24 protein-coding genes are annotated in these 26,130 nt (G+C 60.5%); 17 read left to right on the forward strand and 7 right to left on the reverse strand.

The window, feature by feature from the left end; translation table 11 throughout:
• The first annotated feature begins 32 nt into the window (after positions 1-32).
• Positions 33-1,634 carry a L,D-transpeptidase family protein gene (locus tag TX24_RS26880; protein WP_057711778.1) on the forward strand — a complete coding sequence of 534 codons (1,602 nt, stop codon included), beginning with the start codon at positions 33-35 and terminating at the stop codon, positions 1,632-1,634.
• 7 nt (positions 1,635-1,641) lie between these two features.
• On the opposite strand, the gene TX24_RS26885 is transcribed toward TX24_RS26880, so the two are convergent.
• Both TX24_RS26885 and TX24_RS26890 read right to left on the reverse strand, forming a co-directional pair.
• Entirely contained in the window at positions 1,642-3,033 is a 1,392-nt protein-coding gene (locus tag TX24_RS26885) for a sensor histidine kinase (RefSeq protein ID WP_057711779.1), read from the reverse strand.
• On the reverse strand, positions 3,011-3,694 hold the full coding sequence (locus TX24_RS26890) for a response regulator transcription factor (protein ID WP_003191687.1): 684 nt from the start codon (positions 3,692-3,694) through the stop codon (positions 3,011-3,013). Before TX24_RS26890 ends, TX24_RS26885 begins: the two co-directional genes overlap by 23 nt.
• Before the next feature lie 840 nt (positions 3,695-4,534).
• Between TX24_RS26890 and TX24_RS26895 the strand changes: the two genes are divergently transcribed.
• A complete protein-coding gene (locus tag TX24_RS26895; RefSeq protein ID WP_057711780.1) occupies positions 4,535-5,440 on the forward strand; it encodes a hypothetical protein in 906 nt (301 codons plus the stop codon).
• 199 nt (positions 5,441-5,639) lie between these two features.
• Here TX24_RS26895 and TX24_RS26900 read toward each other — a convergent pair whose 3' ends face one another.
• The gene (locus TX24_RS26900; RefSeq protein WP_057711781.1) at positions 5,640-6,548 is read right to left on the reverse strand and encodes a MurR/RpiR family transcriptional regulator; all 909 of its coding nucleotides are present in this window, start codon (positions 6,546-6,548) and stop codon (positions 5,640-5,642) included.
• Positions 6,549-6,832: 284 nt separating this feature from the next.
• On the opposite strand from TX24_RS26900, the gene TX24_RS26905 reads away from it, so the two are divergent.
• The 13 genes from TX24_RS26905 to TX24_RS26960 all read left to right on the forward strand — a co-directional run bounded on the left by TX24_RS26905 (position 6,833) and on the right by TX24_RS26960 (position 20,867).
• Positions 6,833-8,770: a bifunctional 5-dehydro-2-deoxygluconokinase/5-dehydro-2-deoxyphosphogluconate aldolase gene (locus TX24_RS26905; RefSeq protein WP_057711782.1), complete on the forward strand. Its 1,938-nt coding sequence runs from the start codon at positions 6,833-6,835 to the stop codon at positions 8,768-8,770.
• A gap of 148 nt (positions 8,771-8,918) precedes the next feature.
• Complete coding sequence (gene iolE, locus TX24_RS26910) at positions 8,919-9,806, forward strand: myo-inosose-2 dehydratase (RefSeq protein WP_034134955.1); 888 nt, start codon at positions 8,919-8,921, stop codon at positions 9,804-9,806.
• Between the two features lie 3 nt (positions 9,807-9,809).
• Positions 9,810-10,598, forward strand: coding sequence for a 5-deoxy-glucuronate isomerase (iolB, locus tag TX24_RS26915; RefSeq protein WP_003191678.1), 789 nt, complete (start codon positions 9,810-9,812; stop codon positions 10,596-10,598).
• Positions 10,599-10,624: 26 nt separating this feature from the next.
• Positions 10,625-11,446 (forward strand): TIM barrel protein, encoded by an 822-nt coding sequence (locus tag TX24_RS26920; RefSeq protein WP_003191677.1) that lies wholly within the window; start codon positions 10,625-10,627, stop codon positions 11,444-11,446.
• Positions 11,447-11,594: 148 nt separating this feature from the next.
• Positions 11,595-13,526, forward strand: a complete 1,932-nt coding sequence (iolD, locus tag TX24_RS26925) for a 3D-(3,5/4)-trihydroxycyclohexane-1,2-dione acylhydrolase (decyclizing) (RefSeq protein ID WP_034134957.1) — start codon at positions 11,595-11,597, stop codon at positions 13,524-13,526.
• A gap of 19 nt (positions 13,527-13,545) precedes the next feature.
• Complete coding sequence (iolG, locus tag TX24_RS26930; RefSeq protein WP_057711783.1) at positions 13,546-14,556, forward strand: bifunctional inositol 2-dehydrogenase/D-chiro-inositol 1-dehydrogenase; 1,011 nt, start codon at positions 13,546-13,548, stop codon at positions 14,554-14,556.
• 150 nt (positions 14,557-14,706) lie between these two features.
• Positions 14,707-15,744 (forward strand): Gfo/Idh/MocA family protein, encoded by a 1,038-nt coding sequence (locus TX24_RS26935; protein ID WP_057711784.1) that lies wholly within the window; start codon positions 14,707-14,709, stop codon positions 15,742-15,744.
• A 118-nt stretch (positions 15,745-15,862) separates the two neighbouring features.
• A complete protein-coding gene (locus TX24_RS32225) occupies positions 15,863-16,039 on the forward strand; it encodes a hypothetical protein (RefSeq protein ID WP_003191673.1) in 177 nt (58 codons plus the stop codon).
• 49 nt (positions 16,040-16,088) lie between these two features.
• Complete coding sequence (locus tag TX24_RS26940; RefSeq protein ID WP_003191671.1) at positions 16,089-17,024, forward strand: sugar ABC transporter substrate-binding protein; 936 nt, start codon at positions 16,089-16,091, stop codon at positions 17,022-17,024.
• Between the two features lie 64 nt (positions 17,025-17,088).
• Entirely contained in the window at positions 17,089-18,642 is a 1,554-nt protein-coding gene (locus tag TX24_RS26945; RefSeq protein WP_003191670.1) for a sugar ABC transporter ATP-binding protein, read from the forward strand.
• A 26-nt stretch (positions 18,643-18,668) separates the two neighbouring features.
• Positions 18,669-19,691, forward strand: a complete 1,023-nt coding sequence (locus TX24_RS26950) for an ABC transporter permease (protein ID WP_003191668.1) — start codon at positions 18,669-18,671, stop codon at positions 19,689-19,691.
• Positions 19,692-20,100: 409 nt separating this feature from the next.
• On the forward strand, positions 20,101-20,505 hold the full coding sequence (locus TX24_RS26955; protein ID WP_003191666.1) for a TraR/DksA family transcriptional regulator: 405 nt from the start codon (positions 20,101-20,103) through the stop codon (positions 20,503-20,505).
• Positions 20,506-20,663: 158 nt separating this feature from the next.
• The gene (locus TX24_RS26960; protein WP_003191664.1) at positions 20,664-20,867 is read left to right on the forward strand and encodes a hypothetical protein; all 204 of its coding nucleotides are present in this window, start codon (positions 20,664-20,666) and stop codon (positions 20,865-20,867) included.
• On the opposite strand, the gene TX24_RS26965 is transcribed toward TX24_RS26960, so the two are convergent.
• The 3 genes from TX24_RS26965 to TX24_RS31445 form a co-directional block, all read right to left on the reverse strand.
• Complete coding sequence (locus TX24_RS26965) at positions 20,868-21,110, reverse strand: DUF2789 domain-containing protein (protein ID WP_003191663.1); 243 nt, start codon at positions 21,108-21,110, stop codon at positions 20,868-20,870.
• A gap of 69 nt (positions 21,111-21,179) precedes the next feature.
• Positions 21,180-21,410 (reverse strand): hypothetical protein, encoded by a 231-nt coding sequence (locus tag TX24_RS26970; protein ID WP_003191661.1) that lies wholly within the window; start codon positions 21,408-21,410, stop codon positions 21,180-21,182.
• 110 nt (positions 21,411-21,520) lie between these two features.
• Positions 21,521-21,796, reverse strand: coding sequence for a hypothetical protein (locus TX24_RS31445; protein ID WP_080765570.1), 276 nt, complete (start codon positions 21,794-21,796; stop codon positions 21,521-21,523).
• A gap of 395 nt (positions 21,797-22,191) precedes the next feature.
• On the opposite strand from TX24_RS31445, the gene TX24_RS26975 reads away from it, so the two are divergent.
• Both TX24_RS26975 and TX24_RS26980 read left to right on the forward strand, forming a co-directional pair.
• Positions 22,192-22,641: a hypothetical protein gene (locus TX24_RS26975; RefSeq protein ID WP_044274081.1), complete on the forward strand. Its 450-nt coding sequence runs from the start codon at positions 22,192-22,194 to the stop codon at positions 22,639-22,641.
• 131 nt (positions 22,642-22,772) lie between these two features.
• The gene (locus TX24_RS26980; protein WP_003191654.1) at positions 22,773-23,780 is read left to right on the forward strand and encodes an ABC transporter substrate-binding protein; all 1,008 of its coding nucleotides are present in this window, start codon (positions 22,773-22,775) and stop codon (positions 23,778-23,780) included.
• Between the two features lie 140 nt (positions 23,781-23,920).
• Here TX24_RS26980 and TX24_RS26985 read toward each other — a convergent pair whose 3' ends face one another.
• Positions 23,921-26,047 carry a TonB-dependent receptor gene (locus TX24_RS26985; protein WP_057711785.1) on the reverse strand — a complete coding sequence of 709 codons (2,127 nt, stop codon included), beginning with the start codon at positions 26,045-26,047 and terminating at the stop codon, positions 23,921-23,923.
• Between the last annotated feature and the right edge of the window lie 83 nt (positions 26,048-26,130).

Below are 26,130 nucleotides of genomic sequence, written 5' to 3' on the forward strand. Positions count from 1 at the left end.
CGAGTCCCCGCTGTGGAGTGGAGCTAAGTCAATTGTTCAAAAAACACGCATGTTACTTGAGCATTTGCCTGCTCGTTGCACCATTGGTCGCTACAGCCGAAACGCTGCCGTTAGAACCACTGCCCGTCACCACCCCTGCACCGGTCGCGCTCGCGCCGCTGCAACAGGCCTTGGCGCAGTTGACCAGTGTCTGCCCGCATCTTGCGCCGCGTATCGATGCCGCCGCGTTGGCGCGCCTGCAAACCTTTTACCAGCAGCAGGGCGATGCCCCGCTATGGGCGGCTGACGAACGCCGGCAAGCCTTGCATGCCCAGTTGCTGATGCTTGCCGACGATGGCCTGGACCCCACCCACTATAGCTTGCCTGCGGCGGATGCCACGGCCAACGTGCTGTGCAGCGATATCGCCAACAGCCAGCAGTACCTGCAAGCTCTGCAGGATTTGCACTACGGGCGCCTGCAGCAATCGCGTTTTGAGCCCCTCTGGCACTCCCAGCCACCCAGTGGCGACCCGAATACCGAGGTACTGGCGTTCGCCGCCACCGGCCTGCACGACATGGCCCAAGCCTTCGATCAGTCCCGGCCCAGCGCCGATTTGTACCGCAGCCTGCGCAATGCCTATGCCGGCGTGCGCCAGCAACCGCTGCCCCATTGGGACCCGGTCGCCGAGGGCACGTTGTTGCGTCCTGGGATGAATGACCCTCGCGTGCCGGAACTGGCGCGGCGCCTGCACAGCGGCGGCTACCTGGCCCAGTTACCCAGCGGCAACGGCAAGCAGTACCAGGGCGAACTGGTCAAGGCGGTGAAAGCCTTCCAGCTCAGCCACTCGTTGCAGGCCGACGGCGTGATCGGCGCCGGCACCGTGGCCGAACTCAATATCAGCCCGGCGATGCGTCGTGAACAACTGCGCATCAACCTGGAGCGCTTCCGCTGGCTGGCCCAGGACCTGGAGCCTGAAGGCGTCGTGGTCAATGTGGCCGCCGCGCAACTGAGCGTGTACCAGAGCGGCATCCCAGTGTGGCAAACCCGCCTGCAAGTGGGCCGGGCCGAACGCCAGACGCCGTTGCTCAAGTCGCGCATCACCCGGCTGACCCTCAACCCCACCTGGACCATCCCGCCGACCATCATGCGCGAGGACAAACTGCCCGCCATCCGCCTCAACCCTGAATACCTGCGCCAGCAAAACCTGCAAGTGCTCGACGCCGAAGGCCACCCGCTGGCCCCCGACCAGGTCGACTGGGCGCGCCCCGGCAATATCCTGCTGCGCCAGCAGGCCGGCCCGCGTAACCCGCTGGGCAAGATTGTGATGCGCTTTCCCAACCCGTATTCGGTGTACCTGCACGACACCCCCAGCCAACCCTTGTTCACCAAGGGCCCGCGGGCGTTCAGTTCAGGATGCGTGCGGGTCGAGCAACCGTTGTTATTGCGCGACCTGCTGGTAACGCCGGCCGAACGCACCCGCACCGATGAGCTGCTGGCGACCGGCGAGACGCATGAATTCAGGCTGGCCACGCCGGTACCGGTGCTGTTGGGGTATTGGACCGTGGAAGTGGATCGCCAGGGCGAGCTGGTGTACGCGCCGGATATTTATGCGCGTGACCCGGCGTTGATCAAGGCCATGGGTAGCGTGCTCTAGGGCACGCTTATTCCGGCATCAATTGTTGGCGACATTCGAGCACCAAGCGGGCGCCGCCCAGTTCACTGGTGCCAACCTCCAGTTTGAAACCATGCAAGTTGATGATCGCCGCCACAATCGACAGGCCCAGGCCAAAACCGCCTTGCTGATCACTCTCATCGACCCGATAGAAGCGCTGGAACACCGAGGCGCGCTCGGCAGCCGGAATGCCTGGCCCGGAGTCGAGCACTTCGATGCGCGTACTGCCCAGGTCGTTGACTGCCCGCAGGATCACCTTGCCCTTGGGCGGGGTGAACTTGATCGAATTACTCAGCAGGTTGGCCAGGGCTTCGAATAGCAGCGCACGGTCACCGGTAATCCACGGCAGTGAGTCAGGCGCCTGCAACACCAACTCCAGTTCGCCTTCTTCGGCCAGGGGCAGATAGAAGTCATGCAGCTCGCGCAGCAACGGCAGCGGGTCCAGTACCAGGAAGCCGGAGCGGCGCTGGTGGTCTTCCAGTTCGGAAATGCGCAGCAGCCCGCGAAAGCGCGCCATCAGGGTGTCGGTTTCGGCGATGGCGTCATCGAGCTTTACCGCGTGGGCCGAGTCTTCCTCGGCTTGTTGCTTGATGCGGTAAAGCTGGGCGCGCAAGCGGGTGAGGGGGGTGCGCAGGTCGTGGGCGATGTTGTCGCACACGCCCTTGACCTCGTTCATCAGTTTTTCGATGCGGTCGAGCATCGCGTTGACGATGGCGGCGAGCATGTCTAGCTCGTCGCGCCGGTCGGACAGCGGCAGGCGGTGCGTGAGGTCGCCGGCGACGATGGCCTCGGCGCTGGCCTGGATCCCACGAATGCGCCGCAACGGGCGACGGCGCAGCAGGTGCCAGCCAGCAGCGCCGGGGATGATGGTCAAAGAGAGCGCCCACAGCAGGGCGTGCCAGATAATCCGTGTGACCCCGAACAGCGAGCCGTTGGCGCGCACCAACACCAGCCAGCGGCCGTCTTCGGTGTGGGTGGCCACCGCGTCGCAGCTGTCCTTGGGCAGTTTGGGGTCATCCGATTGCACGCAATTGGTCAGGGCGTGGATCTTGCCATCCAGCGGCAAGTCGGGTGGTACGGCGCGGATCGGCCCGCTCAAGGGACGAAAGTGCTCATCGAACAGGCCATAGGCGTCCACGCCCTTCATGTCGAAGGTCATGCTGGTGGTGAGCGCCTCCACCAGCTCTTCGCCGTCAAAACGCTGGAACAGGTGCTGGCGTTGCAGCAGGGAATGGCGCGACAAGTCGCTGAGGTAGCCCGACACTTCGTAGTACAGCACCCCCATGAGGATGCAGCTCCAGGCCACGAACAACGAACTGTACAGCGCCAGCAAGCGGCTGCTGGAAGAGCGCCAGCCTTTAGAGGGGTTCAGCAATGACATAGCCCGAGCCTCGTACCGTGCGGATCAGCGGCGTGAGGCCCGGTGGGTCGATTTTCTTGCGCAGACGGCCAATGTGCACGTCGATCAGGTTGGTGCCGGGGTCGAAGTGATAGCCCCAGACTTCCTCGAAAATCATCATCCGCGACAGGATCTGCCCGGTGTTGCGCATCAGGAACTCAAGCAGTTTGTATTCGGTGGGTAGCAGGGTCAGCGGCTGGTCGGCGCGGCTGGCTTCGCGGCTGATCAGGTTCAGTTCCAGGTCGGCCACGCGCAGGGCGGTTTCGAATTCCTGGACCGTGCTTTTACGCCGCAGCAGCACCTCGACACGGGCGGCCATTTCATCCGAGGCGAACGGTTTGGTCAGGTAGTCATCGCCGCCAGCACGCAGGCCGCGCACGCGCTCGTCGACATCGGAGAGGGCGCTGATCATCAGGATCGGCGTGGACACCCCAATGGTGCGCAACGTGGTGACGATGGCCAAGCCATCGAGTTCGGGCAGCATGCGGTCGAGGGTGATCAGGTCGTAATCACCACTCACAGCGCGGACCAGGCCCTCGCGGCCGTTGTCCACCCAATCTACGTCCAGTCCATGGCTACTCAGCTCGGCGACAATCTCGCGGGCCGTTACGGCGTCATCCTCGATGGTCAAAATGCGGGTCATAGGATTACCTGGTGAGCGTTCACACTAGAAGTGGCGACATTTTGCCAAGAAGTTGCTGAATGTTTCCTAAATAAAACTTCATCTTCCTGAAACTGACACTACATCGAACACTGTGGGAGCTGGCTTGCCTGCGATGGCGGCCTACCAGCCGACACCTATCTAGCTGACGCCCCGCGATCAAATTGTGGGAGCGGGCTTGCTCGCGAAGGCGGCCTGGCAGTCAACACAGTTGGACCGGGTACATATCCGTTATTTAGGTAACGGCCACCTAGGGTTCCGCCCTGACGGCGGCTCACTTTCGAAAAGCGCGAAAGTAAGCAAAGCGCTCTTGCCCCACCACTCGGCACCTCGCCTGGGCTCGGTGTGCCCGTAATCCGCCAGTGATTTGGGGGGCCGCCGCCACGCGCCATCCATGGCGCGGGGCGGCTAAACCGGCATCCCTGCCGGTTTACCCCCCAAATCCCTGTCGAATTCCGGCCAGCGTGGTTTAACGGGGCGCCTGAAATCAAGATCAAAAGCAGATCAAGATCAAAAGCAGATCAAGATCAAAAGCAGATCAAGATCAAGAGCGGCTCGCTTCGCATCGTGGTTACCGTGGGCTGCTACAGGCTACAAAGTTGTGTAGAGACCTATGGCTATCGTAGGCAAGCCAGCCCACAGGGGAGTGCATTACGCCCGCCTGATATCGTCGTTTATTGCAACCTGCATGATCTGGCTAAGTTCAATTTAAATAAACCATTGAAATTAAAGGAATTTAATTTCAGTCGCAGCTGGCACGCTGCCTGCACTGTCCGTTTTGAGACTTGTAACATCATTTTTCGTGCCTGGAGCAAAACAACAATGATCACATCCTCATCCACGCTGCAAGAGTCAAGCACGCTCTCCGGGGTTTCCTGGGGGGCGATTTTTGCCGGGGCCGCTGCGGCGGCTGCCTTGTCATTGATCCTGGTGTTGCTGGGTTTCGGCCTGGGCTTCTCGGCGGTGTCGCCGTGGGCGGACAGCGGTATCAGCGCCAAGGGCCTTGGCATTTCCACGATTGTCTGGCTGGCGTTCACCCAGATTGTCGCTTCTGGCCTGGGCGGTTACATCGCCGGTCGGTTGCGGGTGACGTGGGCCAACATGCACGGCGACGAGGTGTACTTTCGCGATACCGCCCATGGCTTCCTGGCGTGGGCAGTGGCCACATTGATCACGGCGATGCTGGTGGTCGGTTCGGTCAGCAGTGTGGTCAGCGGCGGCGTGAAAGCTGGTGCGAGTGTGGCATCGGGCGCCGCCAGCGGCCTCACTCAAGCGGCGGGCAGTGCGGCCAAGGGTGCCGACAGTGGTGACTTCGGTTATTACGTCGACAGCCTGTTCCGCGATGATCGCCCCGCGGCGGTCAGCGATGATGCAGCCCACGCCGTAGTCGGTCGCATCCTGACGCGCACGTTGAGCAACGACGGCCAACTGGCAGCGGAAGATCGTGCCTACCTGGCCCAACTGATCAGCCAACGTACCAACCTGAGCCAGGCCGATGCCGAAGCCCGCATCGACAAGGTCTATGGCGATGCGCGCAAAGCCGTCGAAGACGCCAAGCTCAAAGCCAAGCAAGCCGCCGAGACCGCGGCGAAAGTAGCGGCCTACACATCCCTGTGGACCTTCGTGGCCCTGCTCATCGGTGCGTTCTTCGCCAGCTTCGCTGCCACCTTCGGCGGTCGCCGCCGGGATGCCGTGGTGTACGTCGAAACCGAAAACTACGTTCGTTAATTCAAGGAGAACATGATGCGCTCATTACTGCTGTGGTTCCTCGGCGTGCCGATTCCAGTGATCATCCTGATTGCGATCTTCATGCACTAATTGTAGGAGCGAGCTTGCTCGCGAAGAACTGTCGGGCGCCGCATTCATTCAAAATGGCCGCGGCGTTCTTGCGTTTTTCGCGAGCAAGCTCGCGCCTACAGGTGGCGTGTCAGTCGTCGAACCCGACTTGCTCGTGAATCTCATCCACCTTCAATTCCAACCGATACGCCACCGCAATAAACAACGCCTGGCACAGGCACAGCGTGGCGCTCAGCGAGCGGAAAGCAAACGAAGAACCTTCATTGACCAACAGCACCGCGTTCGCCCGCTTGGCCAGGGGCGACAGGTTGCTGTCGGTGATGATCAGGGTCTTGGCCTGGTGATGCTGCGCGATGCGCAGGCAGTGCTGGGTCTCTTTGCCGTAGGGCGTGAAGCTGATGGCGATCACCAGGTCATTGGCGCGCACGCTGCGCATCTGCTCGCGATAACTGCCACCTAGGCCCGAGATCAAGTGGATGCGCTTGTTGGTGTGCTGCAGGTTGTAGACCAGGTAGTCGGCCACCGCAAAGGAGCGGCGCACGCCAACCACGTAGATGTTGTCGGCATTGACCACCAGGTCTACGGCTTTCTCGAAGGCCGCGTCGTCCAGCTCCAGCCCCAGGCGTTCGATGCCCGACAAGGTCGCGTTGACGCACTCGCGCGCCAGGTCGCCGCCGCTGGCCTTCTGCGACTTGTTGGCGATCATGCTGCGGATGCGCTGCTGGTAGTTCTGCACCGGCGTGGTCTTGTGGGTATACGCCTCGCGAAACAGCGCCTGCATCTCACTGAACCCACTGAAGCCGAAACGCTGGGAAAACCGCACGATGGCCGAGGGGTGCACTTCGCACTCGCGGGCGATGTCGCTGATGCGGTCGACCATGATCCGGTCGCTCTGCTGGCTCATGTAGCTGGCGATGCGCTTGAGCTGGCGCGGCAGGCTGTCGTATTCGTCGGTGATCAGCTGCAACAGGCGTTCGGCATTGATCGGAGGGCTGGCGACAGTTTCTTCCAGGGTGGTCTCGGGATCGGTGCGGGACATGGGCAATCCTTCTGGCGTGTTCGTCTGATGCGCTGATAGGTGGCGCAAGTCTACAGGGTAGGCGCAAAAAAATACCCCGGCATCGCGGCCCGCGTGGCCTGCTGAAACGATGCATGGGTGCTGGCGTGCCACTATCCTGAGGTATTGGAAAAAATATTCCACTAAAAATAAATATGGAATAAATATTGATTGCTGCCTGCGGACGTTCTAGTCTGCTCCCACCAAGAGCGTTTGCCGCCGCCACGGCGGCACAACGCAGGCTGATAAAAATAACAGGAGCCAGCATGGGCCAGACTCGTTTTGCCAGTGGGCGTCAATTGGATCTGATTTGCCTCGGGCGCCTGGGCGTCGATCTCTATGCGCAGCAAGTCGGTGCGCGGCTTGAAGATGTGTCCAGCTTCGCCAAGTATCTGGGCGGTTCCTCCGCCAATATCGCTTTCGGCACCGCCAGGCTTGGGCTCAAGTCGGCGATGCTGAGCCGGGTAGGGGATGACCACATGGGCCGTTTCCTGGTGGAGTCCCTGGCCCGCGAAGGCTGCGATGTCAGCGGCATCAAGGTCGACCCGGAGCGCCTCACCGCCCTGGTGCTGCTGGGCCTAAAAGACCGTGAAACCTTCCCCCTGGTGTTCTACCGCGAAAACTGCGCCGACATGGCCCTGCGCGCCGAAGACATCAGCGAAGCCTTTATTGCCTCGAGCAAGGCGCTGTTGATCACCGGTACGCATTTCTCCACCGACGGCGTGTACAAGGCCAGCCTGCAGGCCCTGGATTATGCGGCCAAGCACAACGTCAAGCGCGTGCTGGACATCGACTATCGCCCCGTGTTGTGGGGCCTGGCCGGCAAGGCCGATGGCGAAACTCGTTTTGTTGCCGACCAGAATGTCAGCCAGCATGTGCAGAAGATCCTGCCGCGTTTCGACCTGATCGTCGGCACCGAAGAGGAATTCCTCATCGCCGGCGGCAGTGAAGACCTGCTCACGGCCCTGCGTACCGTGCGTGAACTGACCCCGGCGACCCTGGTGGTCAAGCTCGGCCCCCAGGGCTGCACGGTGATCCACGGCGCGATTCCCGCGCGCCTGGAAGACGGGGCGATCTACCCCGGTGTACGGGTTGAAGTGCTCAACGTGCTGGGCGCCGGTGATGCCTTTATGTCGGGCTTTCTCAGCGGTTGGATCAATGACGCCAGCGATGAGCGTTGCAGCCAGTTGGCCAATGCCTGTGGCGGCCTGGTGGTGTCGCGCCACGCCTGTGCGCCAGCGATGCCGACCCCCGCCGAACTCGATTACCTGTTCAGCAGCCGCGTGCCCATCACCCGGCCGGACCAGGACGTGACCCTGCAACGCCTGCACCGTGTCACGGTGCCGCGCAAAGCCTGGAAGCAACTGTTCGTATTTGCCTTCGACCACCGCTGGCAATTGGTGGAGCTGGCGCAAAAAGGCGGCCAGGCCCCTGAGCGTATCAGCGACATCAAGCAGTTGTTTATCCAGGCCATCGAACGCGTGGAGCGCAAACTCAGCGAGCAGGGCGTCGAGGCCGATGTGGGCCTGCTCGCCGACCAACGCTTTGGCCAGGATGCACTCAACGCGGCCAGTGGTCGCGGCTGGTGGATAGCGCGCCCGGTGGAAGTGCAGAACTCGCGGCCCCTGGCGTTCGAGCACGGGCGTTCGATTGGCAGCAACCTGATTGCCTGGCCCCAGGAACACATCATCAAGTGCCTGGTGCAATTTCACCCCGATGACGAGCCGATGCTCCGCCTGGAACAGGAAGCGCAACTCAAGGCGGTGTACGAGGCGTCGCTGGTCAGTGGCCACGAACTGCTGCTGGAAGTCATCCCGCCCAAGGATCACCCGTCCACTTACCCGGACGTGCTCTACCGCAGCCTCAAGCGCCTCTACAACCTGGGCATCTACCCGGCCTGGTGGAAGATCGAAACCCAGTCGGCCGCAGACTGGAAAAAGCTCGACGAACTGATCCAGGAACGCGACCCCTACTGCCGCGGCGTGGTGTTGCTGGGCCTGAATGCTTCGCCCGAGTTTCTCGCCGATGGCTTTAAGCAGGCCAGCCAGAGCAGCACCTGCCGTGGGTTTGCCGTGGGCCGCACGATCTTCCACGAGCCGAGCCGGGCGTGGATGGCGGGGGAGATTGATGACGAAACGCTGATCCAGCAGGTGCAGCAGACCTTCGAACAGCTCATCAATGCCTGGCTCAGTGCCCGACAGTAAATACGATCAGATGTGGGAGCTGGCTTGCCTGCGATAGCAACCTATCAGTTGCAAATGTACTGCCTGACACGCTGCTATCGCAGGCAAGCCAGCTCCCACACAAAGCAGATCCCAGTGAATTCTGAAGATAAAAACAAAAGGTGCAGCCATGCCCGCAATCCGAATTGGCATCAACCCGATCTCCTGGAGCAACGACGACCTCCCGGCCCTCGGCGGTGAAACCCCGCTGAGCACGGCCCTGAGCGAAGGCAAGGACATCGGCTACGAAGGTTTTGAACTCAACGGCAAATTCCCCAAGGATGCCAAGGGCGTCGCTGACGTGCTGCGTCCCTATGACTTGGCGCTGGTGTCCGGTTGGTACTCCAGCCGCCTGGCCCGCCGTTCGGTGGCTGAAGAAATCGAAGCCATTGCCGGCCATGTCGAACTGCTCAAACACAACGGCGCCTCGGTGCTGGTATACGGCGAAGTGGCCGACTCGATCCAGGGCTCGCGGATCCGCCTGATCGAGCGCCCGCGTTTTCACAGTGAACAGGCCTGGCAGGCTTACGCCGACAAGCTCACCGAGCTGGCGCGCTTCACCTTGTCCCAGGGCGTGCGTCTGGCCTACCACCACCATATGGGCGCCTACGTCGAATCCCCCGACGACATCGACCAGTTGATGAAACGTACGGGCCCGGAAGTCGGCCTGCTGTTCGATTCGGGCCACTGCTACATGGGCGGCGGCGAACCCATCGAAGTACTGCGCAAGCATATCGACCGCGTCTGCCATGTGCATTTCAAGGACGTACGCAAACCCGTGGTGCAACTGGCGCGCAACCAGATGTGGAGCTTCCCGGACTGCATCGTCAACGGCACCTTTACCGTGCCCGGCGATGGAGATATCGACTTCGCACCGTTGCTGGATGTGTTGCTCGCGGCCAGCTACAAGGGCTGGCTGGTGGTGGAAGCCGAGCAGGACCCGGCCGTGGCGCCCAGCTATATCTACGCGAAGAAGGGTTACGACACCCTGCGTGCGCTTCTCAACCAGAGGACTTGAGTGATGAGCTTGTTGGTCAAAAGCAGCAAACGCGGGCAAACCATGGTGGCGCTGGAAGCGGGGCGCCTGGAGTATGTGGGCTTTGCGGCCTACCGTTTGAGCCTGGGCGAAACCCTGCCGGTCAGCGCCGGTGATCAGGAGCTGTGCCTGGTGTTGCTCAGCGGTCGGGTGAATATCGAAGGTGAAGGTTTCAATTGGCAGAACCTGGGTGATCGCCAGTCGGTGTTCGAAGACAAATCACCGTTCGCCGCCTATTTCCCGCCGGGCACCGACGCCCAGGTCACGGCCCTGAGCGATGTGCAGATCGCCGTCTGCGCAGCGCCGGGTGCCAAGGGTTTTGCCCCGCGCTTAATCCGCCCCGAGCAGTGCAAGCGCAGTGTGCGCGGCAAAGGCGCCAATACCCGCTACGTGTGCGACATCCTGCCCGACAGCGAGCCGGCCCATTCGCTGCTGGTGGTGGAAGTACGCACGCCGTCCGGGCATTCCTCCAGCTACCCGCCGCACAAGCACGACACCGACGACCTGCCGCACCAGAGCTTTCTGGAAGAGACCTACTACCACCAGGTCAACCCGCCCCAGGGCTTTGTATTCCAGCGCGTGTACACCGACGATCGCAGCATCGACCAGGCCATGGCCGTGGAAAACAGCGACCTGGTGGTGGTGCCCAAGGGCTATCACCCGGTCAGCGTGCCGTACGGCTACGAGTCTTATTACCTGAACGTGATGGCCGGCCCCAAGCGCGCCTGGCATTTCCATAACGACCCGCAGCACAGCTGGCTGCTGGACCTCTAAACGGTGTTGGACGGAGAACAAAAACAATGAAGTCGCCGCTACGTTTTGCCCTTAACCGCATGGTCGCCCCCCACCTGTCCTTGCCGGATTTCATCCAGTTGGCGGCTGCCCTCAACTGCGAGGCCATTGAGATCCGCAACGACCTCAAAAACCGTGAAATCGAATACGGCACACCCGCCAGCCGCGTGCGCGAGTTGTGCGCAGCGCAGGGTATCAAGGTGCTGTCGATCAACGCGCTGTACCCCTTTGATGTGTGGAACGACGAGCGCCGTGCCCAGGCAATCGAACTGGCCACCTACGCCCGTGAGTGCGGGGCCGAAGGCTTGGTGATGTGCCCGTTCAATCAGCCTGGCGATACGCGCAACGACGCGCAGCGCGCCGCCGGTTTGCGCACGGCGTTGAGCGAGCTGGCGTTGATCCTGCGCGAGTACGGGATTCTCGGTTTCATCGAGCCCCTGGGCTTCACGGTATCCGCTCTGCGCCGCAAGCGCGTGGCAGTGGATGCCATCAAGGCCATCGGTGGCCTGGATGTATTCCGGGTGGTGCACGACACCTTTCACCATCACCTGGCCGGCGAGCATGAGTTCTTCCCGGAACTGACCGGCCTGGTGCATATCTCCGGAGTGGAAGACCGCGAGGCGCCGCTGGACTCGATCCGCGACGGCCACCGCGTGTTGGTGGGCGAGGACGATATCCTCGGCAATGCGGCGCAGATCGAGACCTTGCTGAGCACCGGCTACAGCGGCTATTTGTCGTTCGAGCCGTTTGCCGAAAGCGTGCATGGGTTGGCGGATATCCGGCAGGCGTTGGGCAGCAGCATGGCGTACTTGCAAAAGCCCCTGCCATAACGCGATCAAAATGTGGGAGCTGGCTTGCCTGCGATAGCGGTCTATCAGTTGCACATGTATTGCCTGACATACCGCTATCGCAGGCAAGCCAGTTCCCACACTGGATCGGTGTTGAACACTTCAATTGCAGTCACACAAGGTGCAAGTAATGACCACAACACGATTGACCATGGCCCAGGCCCTGGTGAAGTTCCTGGACAACCAATACATCGAAGTCGACGGCGTACAGAGCAAGTTTGTCGCCGGCGTATTCACTATTTTCGGGCATGGCAATGTGTTGGGCCTCGGCCAGGCCCTGGAGCAGGACAGCGGCGATCTGGTGGTGCATCAGGGCCGCAATGAGCAAGGCATGGCCCATGCCGCCATCGGATTTGCCAAGCAGCACCTGCGCCGCAAGATCTATGCGTGCACGGCCTCGGTCGGGCCGGGCGCGGCCAATATGCTCACCGCCGCAGCCACCGCCACCGCCAACCGCATCCCGTTGCTGTTGCTGCCCGGCGATGTGTATGCCAGCCGCCAGCCCGACCCGGTGTTGCAGCAGATCGAGCAGTTCCACGACCTGAGCATCAGCACCAACGACGCCTTCCGTTCCGTGAGCAAGTACTGGGACCGCATCAACCGCCCCGAGCAACTGATGACCGCGGCGATCCACGCCATGCGCGTGCTGACCGACCCGGCCGAAACCGGCGCGGTAACACTGGCCTTGCCCCAGGATGTACAAGCCGAAGCCTGGGACTACCCCGATTACTTCCTGCAAAAACGCGTACACCGCATCGACCGACGCCCGGCCACCCGCGCCATGCTCGATGACGCGCTGGCGGCTTTTCGCGGCAAGCGCAAGCCGCTGATCATTTGCGGCGGCGGGGTCAAGTACTCCGGCGCCAACCAGGCACTGCAAGCCTTTGCCGAGCGGTTCGATATTCCCTTCGCGGAAACCCAGGCGGGCAAGAGCGCCGTGGTGTCCAGCCATGCGCTGAACGTCGGCGGCATCGGCGAAACCGGCTGCCTGGCGGCCAACCTGCTGGCGCCCGAGGCCGACCTGATTATTGGCATCGGCACCCGTTATACCGACTTCACCACCTCGTCAAAATCGCTGTTCAAGCACCCCGAGGTGAAGTTTCTCAACCTCAATATCAGCCCAGCCGATGCCTTGAAGCTGGACGGTGTGCAAGTGCTGGCCGATGCAAAAGTGGCCCTTGAAGCACTGGCCACTGCCCTGGGCGATTACCGCTCGGGCTGGGGCGAGCAGATCGCCGACGCCAAGGCGCAACTCGACGCCGAAGTGGACCGCGTGCATCAGGTGCAATACCTGGGTGATGAGTTCGTCCCCGAAGTCGACGACCACCTGGACCGTGCCGTCCTGCGCGAATTCATCGAACTGACCGGTTCGTGCCTGACCCAAAGCGCGGTGCTCGGCGTGCTCAATGCACGCCTGGCCGATGACGCGATCATTGTGGCCGCCGCCGGCAGCCTGCCCGGCGATTTGCAGCGCGCCTGGCGCAGCAAGGGCGTCAACACCTACCACGTCGAGTATGGCTATTCATGCATGGGCTATGAAATCAATGCCGCCCTGGGCGTGAAGCTGGCCGAGCCAGGCAAGGAGGTGTACGCCCTGGTCGGCGATGGCTCCTACATGATGCTGCACTCGGAGCTGGCCACCTCGATCCAGGAGCGGCGCAAGATCAACGTGGTGCTGTTGGACAACATGGCGTTCGGTTGCATCAACAACCTGCAAATCGGCAATGGCATGGACAGCTTCGGCACCGAGTTCCGCTACCGCAACCCCGAGAGCGGCAAGCTCGACGGTGGCCTGGTGCCGGTGGATTTCGCCATGAGTGCGGCGGCTTATGGCTGCAAGACCTACAAGGTCAGCACGCTGGAACAGCTGGAAGCGGCGTTGGCCGATGCCCGCACGCAAACCGTCTCCACGCTGATCGATATCAAGGTGCTGCCCAAGACCATGGTCCACGGCTACCTGTCGTGGTGGCGGGTGGGGGTGGCGCAAGTGTCCACCAGTGAGCGCACGAATGCAGCGGCAAAAAAACTCAATGAACACCTGGCCAAGGCCCGGCAGTACTAACAACAAGAGGAGTGTTTGTATGTCTTTGAAGCTTGGAGTGATCGGTACGGGCGCCATCGGCCGGGACCATATTCGTCGTTGCAGCCAGGCCTTGCTCAACAGCCAGGTGGTGGCCGTCACCGACATCAACCTTGAACAAGCCGCCCAGGTGGTGGCGGATTTGAAGCTGGACGCCGAGGTGTACCCGGACGGCCATGCGCTGATCAACTCGCCAGAGGTCGAAGCGGTACTGGTGACGTCCTGGGGGCCGAGCCATGAAGAATTTGTGCTGGCCGCGATTGCCGCCGGCAAACCGGTGTTCTGTGAGAAACCCCTGGCGGTGACGGCCGAGGGGTGCCGCAACATTGTCGAGGCCGAAGTGGCCCACGGCAAACGCCTGGTCCAGGTGGGTTTCATGCGCCCGTACGACCAAGGCTACCGCGCCCTCAAGGCGGTGATCGACAGCGGCCAGATTGGCGAGCCGTTGATGCTGCACTGCGCGCACCGCAACCCCACGGTGGGCGAGAACTACAACACCGGCATGGCGATCACCGACACCTTGATCCATGAGCTGGACGTGCTGCGTTGGCTGCTTAATGACGACTACGTGTCCGTGCAGGTGGTGTTCCCGCGCAAGACCAGCAAGGCGCTGGCGCACCTGCGTGACCCGCAGATCGTGCTGCTGGAAACCGCCAAAGGCACGCGTATCGACGTGGAAGTGTTTGTGAACTGCCAATACGGCTACGACATCCAGTGTGAAGTGGTAGGGGAGAGCGGCATCGCCAAGTTGCCGGAGCCGTCCCAGGTGCAACTGCGCAGCGAGGCGAAGCTGTCCAATGCGATCCTGATGGATTGGAAGGATCGGTTTATCGGTGCCTATGACGTGGAGTTGCAGGCGTTTATCGACAGCGTGCTGGCCGGGCAAGTCGGCGGGCCGTCGGCCTGGGATGGGTTTGCGGCGGCGGTGGCGGCGGATGCGTGTATTGAAGCCCAGGACAGTGGGCAGATTGTGAAAGTCAGCCTGCCGGATCGCCCGCGCTTCTACGGCTAACTCACTGAAGAAATGTGGTTAACACTGTGGGAGCTGGCTTGCCTGCGATAGCGGTCTATCAGTGACAAATTCATTGCCTGACACACTGCTATCGCAGGCAAGCCAGCTCCCACAGTTGATTGGGTTTCCAAATCAATTCCGGAGTTGAACATGCGAATCGGACTAGTGGGCTACGGTCACGGTGGGCGCTTTTTTCATGCGCCGCTGATCGCCACCCTGCCTGACGCCACCTTTGTCGGCGTGGTGACGCGTTCACCCGAACGTCGCCAGCAATTGAGTACTGATCTTCCCGGTGTCAAAGCCTTCGACTCCATCGGCCAGATCGTCGAAGCCGGCGTCGATGCCCTGGTGATTTCGACCACCTTGAAAGGTCGGCCGGCCCTGGTGCTGGAAGCAATCGAGCATGGGGTGGCGGTGGTCAGCGACAAACCTTTTGCCGCCAACGCCGAACAAGCCCAGGCCCTGATTACCGCTGCCGAGCGCCAGGGCTCGTTGCTCAGCGTCTACCAGAACCGGCGCTGGGATTCGGACTACCTGACCCTGCGCAAACTGATCGACGCCGGCGCCCTGGGCACCATTACCCGCTTTGAATCCCGCGTGGAGCGCTACAGCCCGCAGGCCGTGGGCAATGCCAGCGGTGGCGGATGGCTGCGCGACCTGGGCAGCCACCTGGTCGACCAGGCGCTGCAACTGTTCGGCCCGGTGGAGCGGGTGTTCGCCCAATTGCACTACACCCCTGAACATCCCACGGTAGACCACGGCTTCTTTGTCTCCCTCACCCACGCCAACGGCGTGATTTCGCACCTGTGGGGCAACGCGTTGCAGAACAGCCAGGCGCCGCGCTTTCGCGTCAGTGGAAGCCTGGGTTGCTACACCGTCGACGGCCTGGACGGCCAGGAAGAAGCGCTGCTGGCCGGCAAGTCGCCGAAAACCGAAGGCGAACACTGGGGCGCTGAGGAACATCGACGCTGGGGCTGGTTTGAACAAGGGCCGGAGCGTGAGCGGGTGCCGTCGGAGAAGGGCTGCTGGAACCAGTTCTACCGCCAGTTGCAAGCCGCCGTGATGGGGCAGGGGCCGCTGCCCGTCAACGCCTATGACGCCCTGGAAACCACCCGTATATTAGACGCCGCACGCCTGAGCGCCGAGCGCCAGCAGGTGGTTTCGACAAAAAATAGAATAAAATTCTAAAACAGGTTGATATGGAAATTATTTTCTAATACAGTCTTTTCCAGGTTGCATAAAGTACGTCCCGGAACCTACGGGCGACTCAACAAAAACAAGATCAAAAACAACCAGGTACCGTCAGATGAAAATCTTCAACGCTGTACTGCGAGTTTTACGCCCCCTCCAAGCGCCACGCGGACTGCCCCGCGCCCGGCCGTTCTACTTCTCCTTCCTGAATGTGCTGTGCGTCGAAAACCAGGGCGCGCTGGTGTGCTGCATTCCAGGCGCGCCGGTGGTGCGACTGACAGCCGAGTCCTGATCAACGCAACGTCGAACAAAACTAACAAGAAAGTGGAGACAGACCGTTCATGAAGACCCCGATCCGTTTTACCGCCCTGGCCTTGTCCATGCTGCTGGCCAGTGGCGTTGCCGGCGCCGCCGATCTCAAGGTGGGCGTGACGATGTCCGCGTTCGATGACACCTTCCTCACCTACCTGCGCGAAGACATGGACAAGCAAGCCAAGTCCTATCCAAAAGGCGATGGCGTGCAACTGCAGTTCGAAGATGCCCGCGCCGATGTGGTCAAGCAGTTGAGCCAGGTCGAGAACTTCATCAGCCAGAAGGTTGACGCGATTATCGTCAACCCCGTCGATACCGCGTCGACCAAGAACATCATCAGTGCCGCCACCAAGGCAGGTATTCCGCTGGTGTTCGTCAACCGTCGCCCCGACCAGAAAGACCTGCCCAAGGACGTGGTGGCCGTGACCTCCGATGACGTCGAGGCCGGCCGCCTGCAAATGCAGTACATCGCCGAAAAACTCGGCGGCAAGGGCAAGGTCGTGATCCTGCTGGGCGACCTGGCGAACAACTCCACCACTAACCGCACGAAGGGCGTGAAGGAAGTGCTGGCCAAGTACCCGGACATCAAGATCGAGCAGGAACAAACCGGAATCTGGTTGCGTGACAGGGGCATGACCCTGGTCAACGACTGGCTGACCCAGGGCCGGGAGTTCAATGCGGTGCTGGCCAACAACGATGAGATGGCGATCGGCGCGTCCATGGCCCTGAGATCGGCTGGCAAGGAAAAAGGCAGCGTGTTGATTGCCGGTGTCGACGGCACGCCCGATGGCTTGAACGCGATCACCAAGGGTGACATGACCGTGTCGGCCTTTCAGGACGCCAAGGGCCAGGCGGTAGGTTCGGTGGAAGCAGCGCGCAAGATGGCCAAGAACGAGCCGGTCGAGCAGAACGTGGTGATCCCGTTCCAGTTGATCACCCCGGACAACGTCAAAGACTTCAAGTAGCCCCGACATAACAACAAAAGCTGGCAGGGCGGTTACGGCCGCCCTGCAGATGGAGTACCTCCCTATGCTTGCTCAAGCCGCCACGTCTCAGCCCGCCGCCCACCGGGCGCTGGCGCTGGACGAACCTTACCTGCTGGAAATCCTCAACATCAGCAAAGGCTTTCCCGGTGTCGTGGCCCTGGACGATGTGCAACTGCGGGTGCGCCCCGGCACGGTGCTGGCGTTGATGGGCGAGAACGGCGCGGGCAAGTCGACGCTGATGAAGATCATCGCCGGCATCTACCAGCCCGACGCCGGCGAAATTCGCCTGCGTGGCAAGCCGATCACCTTTGAAACGCCGCTGGCCGCGCAAAAGGCCGGGATCGCGATGATCCACCAGGAACTCAACCTGATGCCCCATATGAGCATCGCCGAGAACATCTGGATCGGCCGCGAACAACTCAACAGCCTGCACATGGTCAACCACCGCGAAATGCACCGCTGCACCGCCGAGCTGCTGGCGCGCCTGCGTATCAACCTCGACCCGGAAGAACAGGTCGGCAACCTGAGCATTGCCGAGCGGCAGATGGTCGAGATTGCCAAGGCGGTGTCCTATGACTCCGACATCCTGATCATGGATGAACCCACCTCGGCCATTACCGACAAGGAAGTGGCCCACCTGTTTTCGATCATTGCCGACCTCAAGTCCCAGGGCAAAGGCATCGTCTATATCACCCACAAGATGAACGAAGTGTTCGCCATCGCCGATGAAGTGGCGGTGTTCCGTGACGGCCAATACATCGGTTTGCAACGGGCCGACAGCATGAACAGCGACAGCCTCATCTCGATGATGGTCGGGCGTGAGCTGAGCCAGTTGTTCCCAGTGCGCGAGACGCCGATTGGTGACCTGCTGCTGTCGGTGCGCGACCTGAGCCTGGACGGCGTGTTCAAGGACGTATCGTTCGACCTGCACGCCGGGGAGATCCTCGGGATCGCCGGGCTGATGGGCTCCGGGCGCACCAATGTGGCGGAAACTATTTTTGGCATCACCCCAAGCTCCAGCGGGCAAATCACCCTGGACGGCAAGGCGGTGCGCATTACCGACCCGCATATGGCCATCGAGAAAGGCTTTGCGCTGTTGACCGAGGACCGCAAGCTCAGCGGCCTGTTCCCGTGCCTGTCGGTGCTGGAGAACATGGAGATGGCGGTGTTGCCGCACTATTCGGGCAACGGCTTTATCCAGCAGAAAGCTTTGCGCGCCCTGTGTGAAGACATGTGCAAGAAACTGCGGGTGAAAACCCCGTCCCTGGAGCAATGCATCGACACTTTGTCCGGTGGCAACCAGCAAAAGGCCTTGCTGGCGCGTTGGCTGATGACCAACCCCCGCTTGCTGATCCTGGATGAACCGACACGCGGCATCGACGTGGGCGCCAAGGCCGAGATCTATCGCTTGATCGCCTTCCTCGCCAGCGAAGGTATGGCGGTGATCATGATTTCTTCCGAACTGCCCGAAGTGCTCGGCATGAGCGACCGGGTGATGGTGATGCACGAAGGTGAGCTGATGGGCACCCTGGACCGCGCCGAGGCGACCCAGGAAAAAGTCATGCAGTTGGCTTCCGGGATGACCGCAGTCCACTGATCTACAGAATAAGAAGGTGATGGGTTATGAACGCAATAACAGACAACAAGCCGGCAACCGCACCGGTCAAGAACCGTCGACGCATGCCCACCGAGCTGAGTATCTTCCTGGTGCTGATCGGTATCGGCCTGGTGTTTGAATTGTTCGGCTGGATCGTGCGCGACCAGAGCTTTCTGATGAACTCCCAGCGCCTGGTGCTGATGATCCTGCAGGTGTCGATCATTGGCCTTCTGGCCATCGGTGTGACCCAGGTGATCATCACCACGGGCATCGACTTGTCGTCCGGCTCGGTGCTGGCGTTGTCAGCGATGATTGCTGCCAGCCTGGCGCAAACCTCCGACTTTTCCCGGGCGGTGTTTCCGTCCCTCACCGACTTGCCGGTGTGGATCCCGGTGGCGATGGGCTTGGGCGTGGGGCTTTTAGCGGGGGCGATCAACGGCAGCATTATCGCGGTCACCGGCATCCCGCCGTTTATCGCGACCCTGGGCATGATGGTCTCGGCCCGTGGCCTGGCGCGCTACTACACCGAAGGCCAGCCGGTGAGTATGCTCTCGGACTCCTACACAGCAATCGGCCATGGCGCCATGCCGGTGATTATCTTCCTGGTGGTGGCGGTGATCTTCCACATTGCCCTGCGTTACACCAAGTATGGCAAGTACACCTATGCCATTGGCGGCAACATGCAGGCGGCGCGTACCTCGGGGATCAACGTCAAGCGCCACCTGATCATTGTCTACAGCATCGCCGGTCTCCTGGCGGGCCTGGCCGGCGTGGTGGCCTCGGCACGTGCAGCGACGGGGCAGGCCGGCATGGGCATGTCCTACGAGCTGGACGCGATTGCCGCCGCAGTGATCGGCGGTACCAGCCTGGCCGGTGGAGTAGGGCGCATCACCGGCACGGTGATCGGCGCGCTGATCCTCGGGGTGATGGCCAGCGGGTTTACCTTTGTCGGGGTGGACGCGTATATCCAAGACATCATCAAGGGCCTGATCATTGTGGTGGCGGTGGTGATCGACCAATACCGCAACAAGCGCAAGCTCAAGCGCTGAGTACCTGCCCCTTGTAGGAGCGAGCTTGCTCGCGAAAGCTGCAAAGATAACGCGGGCTATCTGATTGAACGCGGTGTCCTTGAATGCTTCGCGAGCAAGCTCGCTCCTACAGGGGGCCAGGCCCTTTCAACCGTTTGTCTTCTATATAGCTCCATAACACTGAATTTCTTGCTATAAACGCACTCCGATGACCATTCGCCAAGCCCGTCCTGGTGCTTTTGGGGGTTGATCGGGAAAAAATGCCTGTCTTTTCAGTTGCTGCGCCCTCAAGTCGGCCTTAGACTGCCGCCCCTCGTAAATTGAGTGCCGGGTGGCGCTTGAAATGGACGGCGCCCTTCCGAGACCTGCACAGGCCTTGCGGAACGCTCCCTTATTCGCCTTAATGCACGTATTTTTTATAGAGAAATCAATGACAAAGGAAAAGTTGCTGGCCATGCCGGCGGATGACTACATGAATGCCGAACAGCACGCTTTTTTCGAGAAGTTGCTGCAAGACATGAAAGTGGAACACCACGAGCGCATTGAGCAGAACCGTATCGCCATTGAAAGCCTGGACACCCCGGCCGACCCGGCTGACGCGGCTTCCGTGGAAGAAGAGCGCACCTGGTTGGTGAACGCCATTGACCGCGACCAGCGCATGCTGCCGCAACTTGAGCGCGCCCTGGAACGCATCAAGGAAGATTCCTTTGGCTGGTGTGACGACAGCGGCGAGCCTATCGGCCTCAAGCGCCTGCTGATCAGCCCTACCACCAAGTACTGCATCGAAGCGCAAGAGCGCCACGAGCAGATCGACAAGCACCAGCGTCAAGCCTGATGCGGTGAATGGGGCGGCTCTCGAGCTGGCCGCCCCCGTCTCTACATTGTTGCTGTTTATGCAATGAAGCTATTCCGAAGATAGCTTTTTCCAACTGGAATAAAACCGTAGCATGGCCAACATTGTTAGCCAGCTAACTAATGCTGCGGAGAAGCTCCATGCAAAACAAAGTCGATGTGGCCGTGATGATCGGCAGTGGCGTGCCTGAAACCCTGCGTGCCCTGGGCCAGCGCGCCTGCTGGGTAGTGTTACTCAACGGTGAGCAGCGCGGTACGGCATTCGCCAGCCGGGATGAGGCGCAGGAATGCCAGGCTGCCTGGCAAGCGCTGTTGCGCAGTGAAGCGTCAGACAGCCTGCATTGATCACACGCGGGGAGGCTCATGCAGCAGTGCATTGAGGTCATCCACTGCGGGCGCCCATTCTGCGTCGACGTGCAATTGCTCCCTGAGGAAGTTCGCCTGCTGTTCGCTCCAGAACGGCGCGTCGATGAGTTTTACATCATCGGGCAGGCGATGTTCGGCGGTGAAACGCTCGATAGCTTCCTGGCTGGAATCCAGGCCCAGTTGTTCGAACAGGGTTTCAAGGGTTGGGGTCGTGGTGTCCATAACGTTCTCCATGCGGGTTTATCGTCATGCATGTGAGGGGTCGAGGGACGCCAGAGTTCTATCGGATTGTCAGGAATTGAGCGCGCCGCAATCCACGGCGGCTTTCAGCGCCTGGGCCGCTTCTTTGCCCGCCACGGCAGCTGCGTCGGCGGTTTTGAACCAGCGGTCTTTTTCCACCTGGTGCGCGGTGACCTTGTTCAGCGGCGGTTTGGCCCGCATGATGATGACCGCTTGAAACTCGCCGTCTACTTCCCTCGCATCACCGTGGATAATAAATTCGCCAATATCAAATTCCGTCACGTATAGCTTTCCCTTCAAGGTAACTGCGTTGATGAAACCTGACCCGCAGGGGGCAAACTTCAATGGACGGGCCAGTATGGCAGTTGTTGAGGGGCGGTGGCGCAGTAAAGTCAGCCAGGTGACGAAACGACCCGACCGCAACGAGCGTGCAGCTTTGCTTCCAGAGTCTTGGCCAGTTCACAGGCCTTGTTGTGATCACTGCGAAAACCCTTGATTCTGCCGCTCGGCACTTCAAGAATATGAAAAAAGTTCTTTCCTGCCGGTACAACTTGGTACAGCACTGAATTGGAGTACCCGTCAAGGTTAAGCAAGCAGTAGTATTGGCGTTCGTCTGGACATGATGAACGAGTGTGGAAGGACGTAGCGTCGTGTTGACGTCGTTGCATGCTCAGCTCCTGTCGATCGATCTTATTGGCCTGTGGTTAGCATTTGCGGTGGTTTTGACCCCGGTTGCTGTTTTAGTATTGTCGTCGGCAGTTCGCGACTGGTTCCATGTCTTGCGTATTTTTTGTGTTGAGTGTCGGAAAACTGCACTTTTAATCGGGTTATTCTCTGAAGTTGGTCGACCTGTATTCTCGGGTCGTTGAACCTGTGATTTGCTGTACCACCGGATGACCTTGCATGAGGTCCGCCGCAGATGTCTGTACTAGCCTTACGCGTTCTCTTCAGTTTTTTAATGACTCTATGATCGTGTCGTAACGGCTATTTTTTGTGCTGCTCGCTTCGGCGGCCAGCGCTTTTTTGATGTGGGGGCGTTTCCTTGGCAGTCAGTAATCTGGATATGCACGCGTTATTCGTGCTGGGTGATTTGCGCGCTAAGTTGGTCAAGCAGTTTCAATCTCGGTTTGTCTACATCACTGAACAGACGCCGGAAGGTATTTATATCGCCGAGATCGATACTGAAACGGCGCTGGTCGTGGATGACAAGCCGCGCCTGGAACTCAAAGTGGGCGACCATTTTCGCGCTTCGGTGTTGCCCAGCCGCGAGGGTGGCAAGTTCGAATTGAGGTTTCGCGACATCAAGTTGACCGTGTACGGCCTCGGCGACTATGCCTTTGTGTCATCGAACGAAGGCCAGGGTATTGTGTTCAAGGAGGGCCACAGCGTGATGCTGGTATTCGCCGCCCATGAGCAATTGCAAGAAGGGTTGACCAAAACCCTGAAGGCCGTGACGGGCAAAGCCGCCAAATGGCGCAAGGGTGAGCTGGTGACCTTCAAGGCCAGCGAGTAGGCGATAAATACGCTGTGCATCTTTGTCTTTTGGAACCTCTACTACAGTTGAGTTGACTTAACTATTCAGAGGCTTCGCGCATTCGCAGCAAAGCCGTTCGCCATGACTGCGAAAACGCGAGGTGCACAGGCATGAAAGGATTGAAGTCACTGCTGGCGGCGGGCCTGACGACCCTGACTCTGTCATTGCCGGTATCGGCTGCCCAGGCACCGGTGCATTTTGCCGACCTGAACTGGGAAAGCGGCAGCCTGATCACAGAAGTCCTGCGTTTTATCGTCGAGAAGGGTTATGACCTGCCCACCGACACCTTGCCAGGCACCACCATCACCCTGGAAACCGCCCTGGCCAAGAATGATATCCAGGTGATCGGCGAGGAGTGGGCTGGCCGCAGTCCGGTGTGGGTCAAGGCGCAAGCCGAAGGCAAGGTGACGGGCCTGGGCGATATCGTCAAAGGCGCCACCGAAGGTTGGTGGGTGCCGGAATACGTGGTCAAGGGTGACCCGGCAAAAGGGCTCAAACCCCTGGCACCGGACCTCAAAAGCGTACAGGACCTGGCGCGTTACAAGGACGTGTTCAAAGACCCTGAGTCTCCAGGCAAGGGACGCTTTCTCAACAGCCCTATTGGCTGGACCTCCGAAGTGGTCAACAAACAGAAGCTCAAGGCTTATGGCCTGGACGACAGCTACGTGAACTTCCGCAGCGGGTCAGGCGCAGCGCTGGATGCGGAGATTGCCTCGTCGATTCGCCGGGGCAAGCCCGTGCTGTTCTACTACTGGTCGCCGACCCCGTTGATGGGGCGCTACAAATTGATCCAGTTGGAAGAACCGCCATTTGATGCAGATGCGTGGAAGACCCTCACTGACGCGGACAACCCGAACCCGAAGCCGACGCGCTCGTTGGCGTCCAAGTTGAGCATTGGCGTATCGACGCCGTTCCAGCAGGAACATCCACACATTGCCGAGTTCTTCGAGAAGGTCGAGTTTCCCATCGAGCCGCTTAACAAAGCCTTGGCGACGATGAGCGAGCGCCATACGCCCCCTCGGGAGGTGGCCCAGGCGTTTCTCAAGGAACATCCACAGGTGTGGAAGGCGTGGTTGACGGACGATGTGGCGCAGAAGGTCGAGGCGAGCCTCAAGTAAGCGCCAGTCTTGGTATCCAGTGAAGATCAAAATGTGGGAGCTGGCTTGCCTGCGATGACCGAGTGTCAGACAACCTATTTTTATGCTGACCCACCGCTATCGCAGGCAAGCCAGCTCCCACATTTGATTGTGTTTGAGCTTTAAAATTTGGTCTGTACAGCCAGCTCAAAGGTCCTCGGTGACCCCAGATAGTACGCCGGCGACACATGGGCAAACTCGGCATACACCTCGTTGGTCAGGTTACGCACCCGCCCGGTGACCGAGGTGTTCGCATCCAGCTTATAGCGCAGGAATGTGCCAAACAGCGTATACGCCGGCACGGTCTGGGTGTTGGCGTTGTCTGCATACACCTGGGCGACGTAGCGCGCATCCACGCCACCTTGCCAATCCTCGGCAAAGTCGTAGGTCAGCCAGAGGTTGCCCACACGCTTGGGCACGTTGGTCGGCGTGTTGCCCTTGCGCGACACCACGGCGCCGCTGGCGGTTTTTTCGTTGAACTCATCGTACTGCGCGTCCACCCAGGCAAAGTTGCCTTCGGCCAGTAGTTTCGGTGTGATATGCAACGAGCTGGCCAGTTCGATGCCCTTGGACGACTGCGCGCCCACCGGGATGCTGCTGGTCGGGTCCAGCGGGTCGGTGACGGCAAAGTCCTTGCGTTCGATCTTGTAGGCCGCGACCGTGGCGGAGCCCCTACCTTGCAGGTAATCGAACTTGCTGCCGATTTCCCATTGCTTGCCGGTGGACACGTCGAACACTTGGGTAGTGGTATTGGGCTGTTCGACGGCGGTGCTGTATTGCACATAGACATTGGCGGACGGGATGAACTGATAGGTCAGGCCCACCCGGCCCGTTACCGGTTCCCAACTGCGCTTGAAGTGCCGTGGGTTGGTGGCGGTGAGGGTGCGGTGGTTGGTCACGTCCAGGTCGATGGCGTCATAGCGTAGGCCGGTCAGCAGCGAGAGCTTGTCTGTCAATCCAAGACGGTTTTCCACGAACAGCGCCTTGGTGGTCACCTGGTTGGTTTTGTCCTTGACGAAACCTGGCTGGGTACCGGGAATATCATAGAAGTGCCCTGGGTCGTAGTGGTTCGGGTCCACGCTACTTTTGCCCGTCACGTTCAAGGGGCTGTTGGTGGTGCTGTTGACCTTGTACTCAAAACCGCCCGACCAGGTGGTGGCAAGGCCGAACACGCTGGAGTCATGGCGCAGTTCGAACTGGTTGCCGTTCTGCTCGCCCTGGTGCCGCACCTGATAGGCCGTCGAGCGGTTCACCGCGCTGTTGTTGGCGTTGTACTGGTAAGTCTCCAGGTTGCGGTAGTCGCGCTGGCTGTCGAGGTGGTAAAGCGTGTTTTTTAGCGTAGTGCTGTCGTTGATCCGGTAGTCGATGATCGACCGTGCCCAGATCGTGCGTTGCTCATAACGACCGTCGGCAACGTTGTAGTTATTGAAGCGGTTGTGCTTGTCGATCTTCAGTTCACCGGCCTTGGGGTTGAGCACCGGCGTGCCCCAGTACGGGCTGTCTTCATGTTCGTCCTGATACTCAAGCGCCAGGGTGTGGGACAGGTTCGGGGTGAGGTCGCTGAGCAGGGAGAATGCGACGCTCCAGGCATCGCGCTGATCGCGGTCGATGTAGCTGTGGTTGGTGTTGCGGCTCACGTCCAGGCGGGCGTAATGCTGTACGTCGGCGCCGGGTTCGGTCAGCGCATGGTTGAGGCCGAACGCCATGCCGGCGGTGTCGTAGCTGCCATAGCTCAGTTGGCCTTCGACGGCCTGTTCCTCGCGGGTTGCCAGCTTGGTCACGTAGTTCAACGAGCCACCCACGGAGCCTGCGCCGTTGATCAAGGAGGAGGGGCCGCCCACCAGTTCGACGCGGTCGTAGATCCACGCATCCACCGGCCGCGCCAGGCCCGTGGCGACATTGATGCCGTTGAACATCTGGGTGATCTGGCTGCTGGTAAACCCCCGGTACGAGACAAAGCCGCCAAAACCGGGCGGGGCGCTGGCGTTGACACCGGGCAGGGTATTGGCCGCATCGCGGAAGGTCTTGGCGCCGTGGCGCTCGATATCGTTGCGGTTGGCGATGGCCACTGACGCCGGGGTTTTCCGCACGCTCAGGCCCAGGCGCGAGGCCATGCCGCTGGGTTGGTCCAGGGCCAGGCCCGGCTCGGCACTTTGCTCGCCATCAATGGTGGTCGGCGCCAGTTCAAGGGCTGAGGCGCAAACAGGCAGGCAGCCGAACAGGCCCGCCAACAGGGGTAAATGTTTCATGGTTGAATCCTGAAAACTTGGCTCGAAAACAACGCACAGCTACCCGTAGTCCTTACGGCAACGGGGCGATGCAGATCAGAAAG

The sequence above is a fragment of the Pseudomonas lactis genome, from assembly GCF_001439845.1.
Lineage (GTDB): Bacteria > Pseudomonadota > Gammaproteobacteria > Pseudomonadales > Pseudomonadaceae > Aquipseudomonas > Aquipseudomonas lactis.

Coding starts and splice junctions, on each gene's coding strand:
- TX24_RS26885 (WP_057711779.1), bottom strand. CDS start 3,033: ATGTCATTGCTGAACCCCTCTAAAGGCTGGCGCTCTTCCAGCAGCCGC.
- TX24_RS26890 (WP_003191687.1), bottom strand. CDS start 3,694: ATGACCCGCATTTTGACCATCGAGGATGACGCCGTAACGGCCCGCGAG.
- TX24_RS26895 (WP_057711780.1), top strand. CDS start 4,535: ATGATCACATCCTCATCCACGCTGCAAGAGTCAAGCACGCTCTCCGGG.
- TX24_RS26900 (WP_057711781.1), bottom strand. CDS start 6,548: ATGTCCCGCACCGATCCCGAGACCACCCTGGAAGAAACTGTCGCCAGC.
- TX24_RS26905 (WP_057711782.1), top strand. CDS start 6,833: ATGGGCCAGACTCGTTTTGCCAGTGGGCGTCAATTGGATCTGATTTGC.
- iolE (WP_034134955.1), top strand. CDS start 8,919: ATGCCCGCAATCCGAATTGGCATCAACCCGATCTCCTGGAGCAACGAC.
- iolB (WP_003191678.1), top strand. CDS start 9,810: ATGAGCTTGTTGGTCAAAAGCAGCAAACGCGGGCAAACCATGGTGGCG.
- TX24_RS26920 (WP_003191677.1), top strand. CDS start 10,625: ATGAAGTCGCCGCTACGTTTTGCCCTTAACCGCATGGTCGCCCCCCAC.
- iolD (WP_034134957.1), top strand. CDS start 11,595: ATGACCACAACACGATTGACCATGGCCCAGGCCCTGGTGAAGTTCCTG.
- iolG (WP_057711783.1), top strand. CDS start 13,546: ATGTCTTTGAAGCTTGGAGTGATCGGTACGGGCGCCATCGGCCGGGAC.
- TX24_RS26935 (WP_057711784.1), top strand. CDS start 14,707: ATGCGAATCGGACTAGTGGGCTACGGTCACGGTGGGCGCTTTTTTCAT.
- TX24_RS32225 (WP_003191673.1), top strand. CDS start 15,863: ATGAAAATCTTCAACGCTGTACTGCGAGTTTTACGCCCCCTCCAAGCG.
- TX24_RS26940 (WP_003191671.1), top strand. CDS start 16,089: ATGAAGACCCCGATCCGTTTTACCGCCCTGGCCTTGTCCATGCTGCTG.
- TX24_RS26945 (WP_003191670.1), top strand. CDS start 17,089: ATGCTTGCTCAAGCCGCCACGTCTCAGCCCGCCGCCCACCGGGCGCTG.
- TX24_RS26950 (WP_003191668.1), top strand. CDS start 18,669: ATGAACGCAATAACAGACAACAAGCCGGCAACCGCACCGGTCAAGAAC.
- TX24_RS26955 (WP_003191666.1), top strand. CDS start 20,101: ATGACAAAGGAAAAGTTGCTGGCCATGCCGGCGGATGACTACATGAAT.
- TX24_RS26960 (WP_003191664.1), top strand. CDS start 20,664: ATGCAAAACAAAGTCGATGTGGCCGTGATGATCGGCAGTGGCGTGCCT.
- TX24_RS26965 (WP_003191663.1), bottom strand. CDS start 21,110: ATGGACACCACGACCCCAACCCTTGAAACCCTGTTCGAACAACTGGGC.
- TX24_RS31445 (WP_080765570.1), bottom strand. CDS start 21,796: ATGCAACGACGTCAACACGACGCTACGTCCTTCCACACTCGTTCATCA.
- TX24_RS26975 (WP_044274081.1), top strand. CDS start 22,192: ATGCACGCGTTATTCGTGCTGGGTGATTTGCGCGCTAAGTTGGTCAAG.
- TX24_RS26980 (WP_003191654.1), top strand. CDS start 22,773: ATGAAAGGATTGAAGTCACTGCTGGCGGCGGGCCTGACGACCCTGACT.
- TX24_RS26985 (WP_057711785.1), bottom strand. CDS start 26,047: ATGAAACATTTACCCCTGTTGGCGGGCCTGTTCGGCTGCCTGCCTGTT.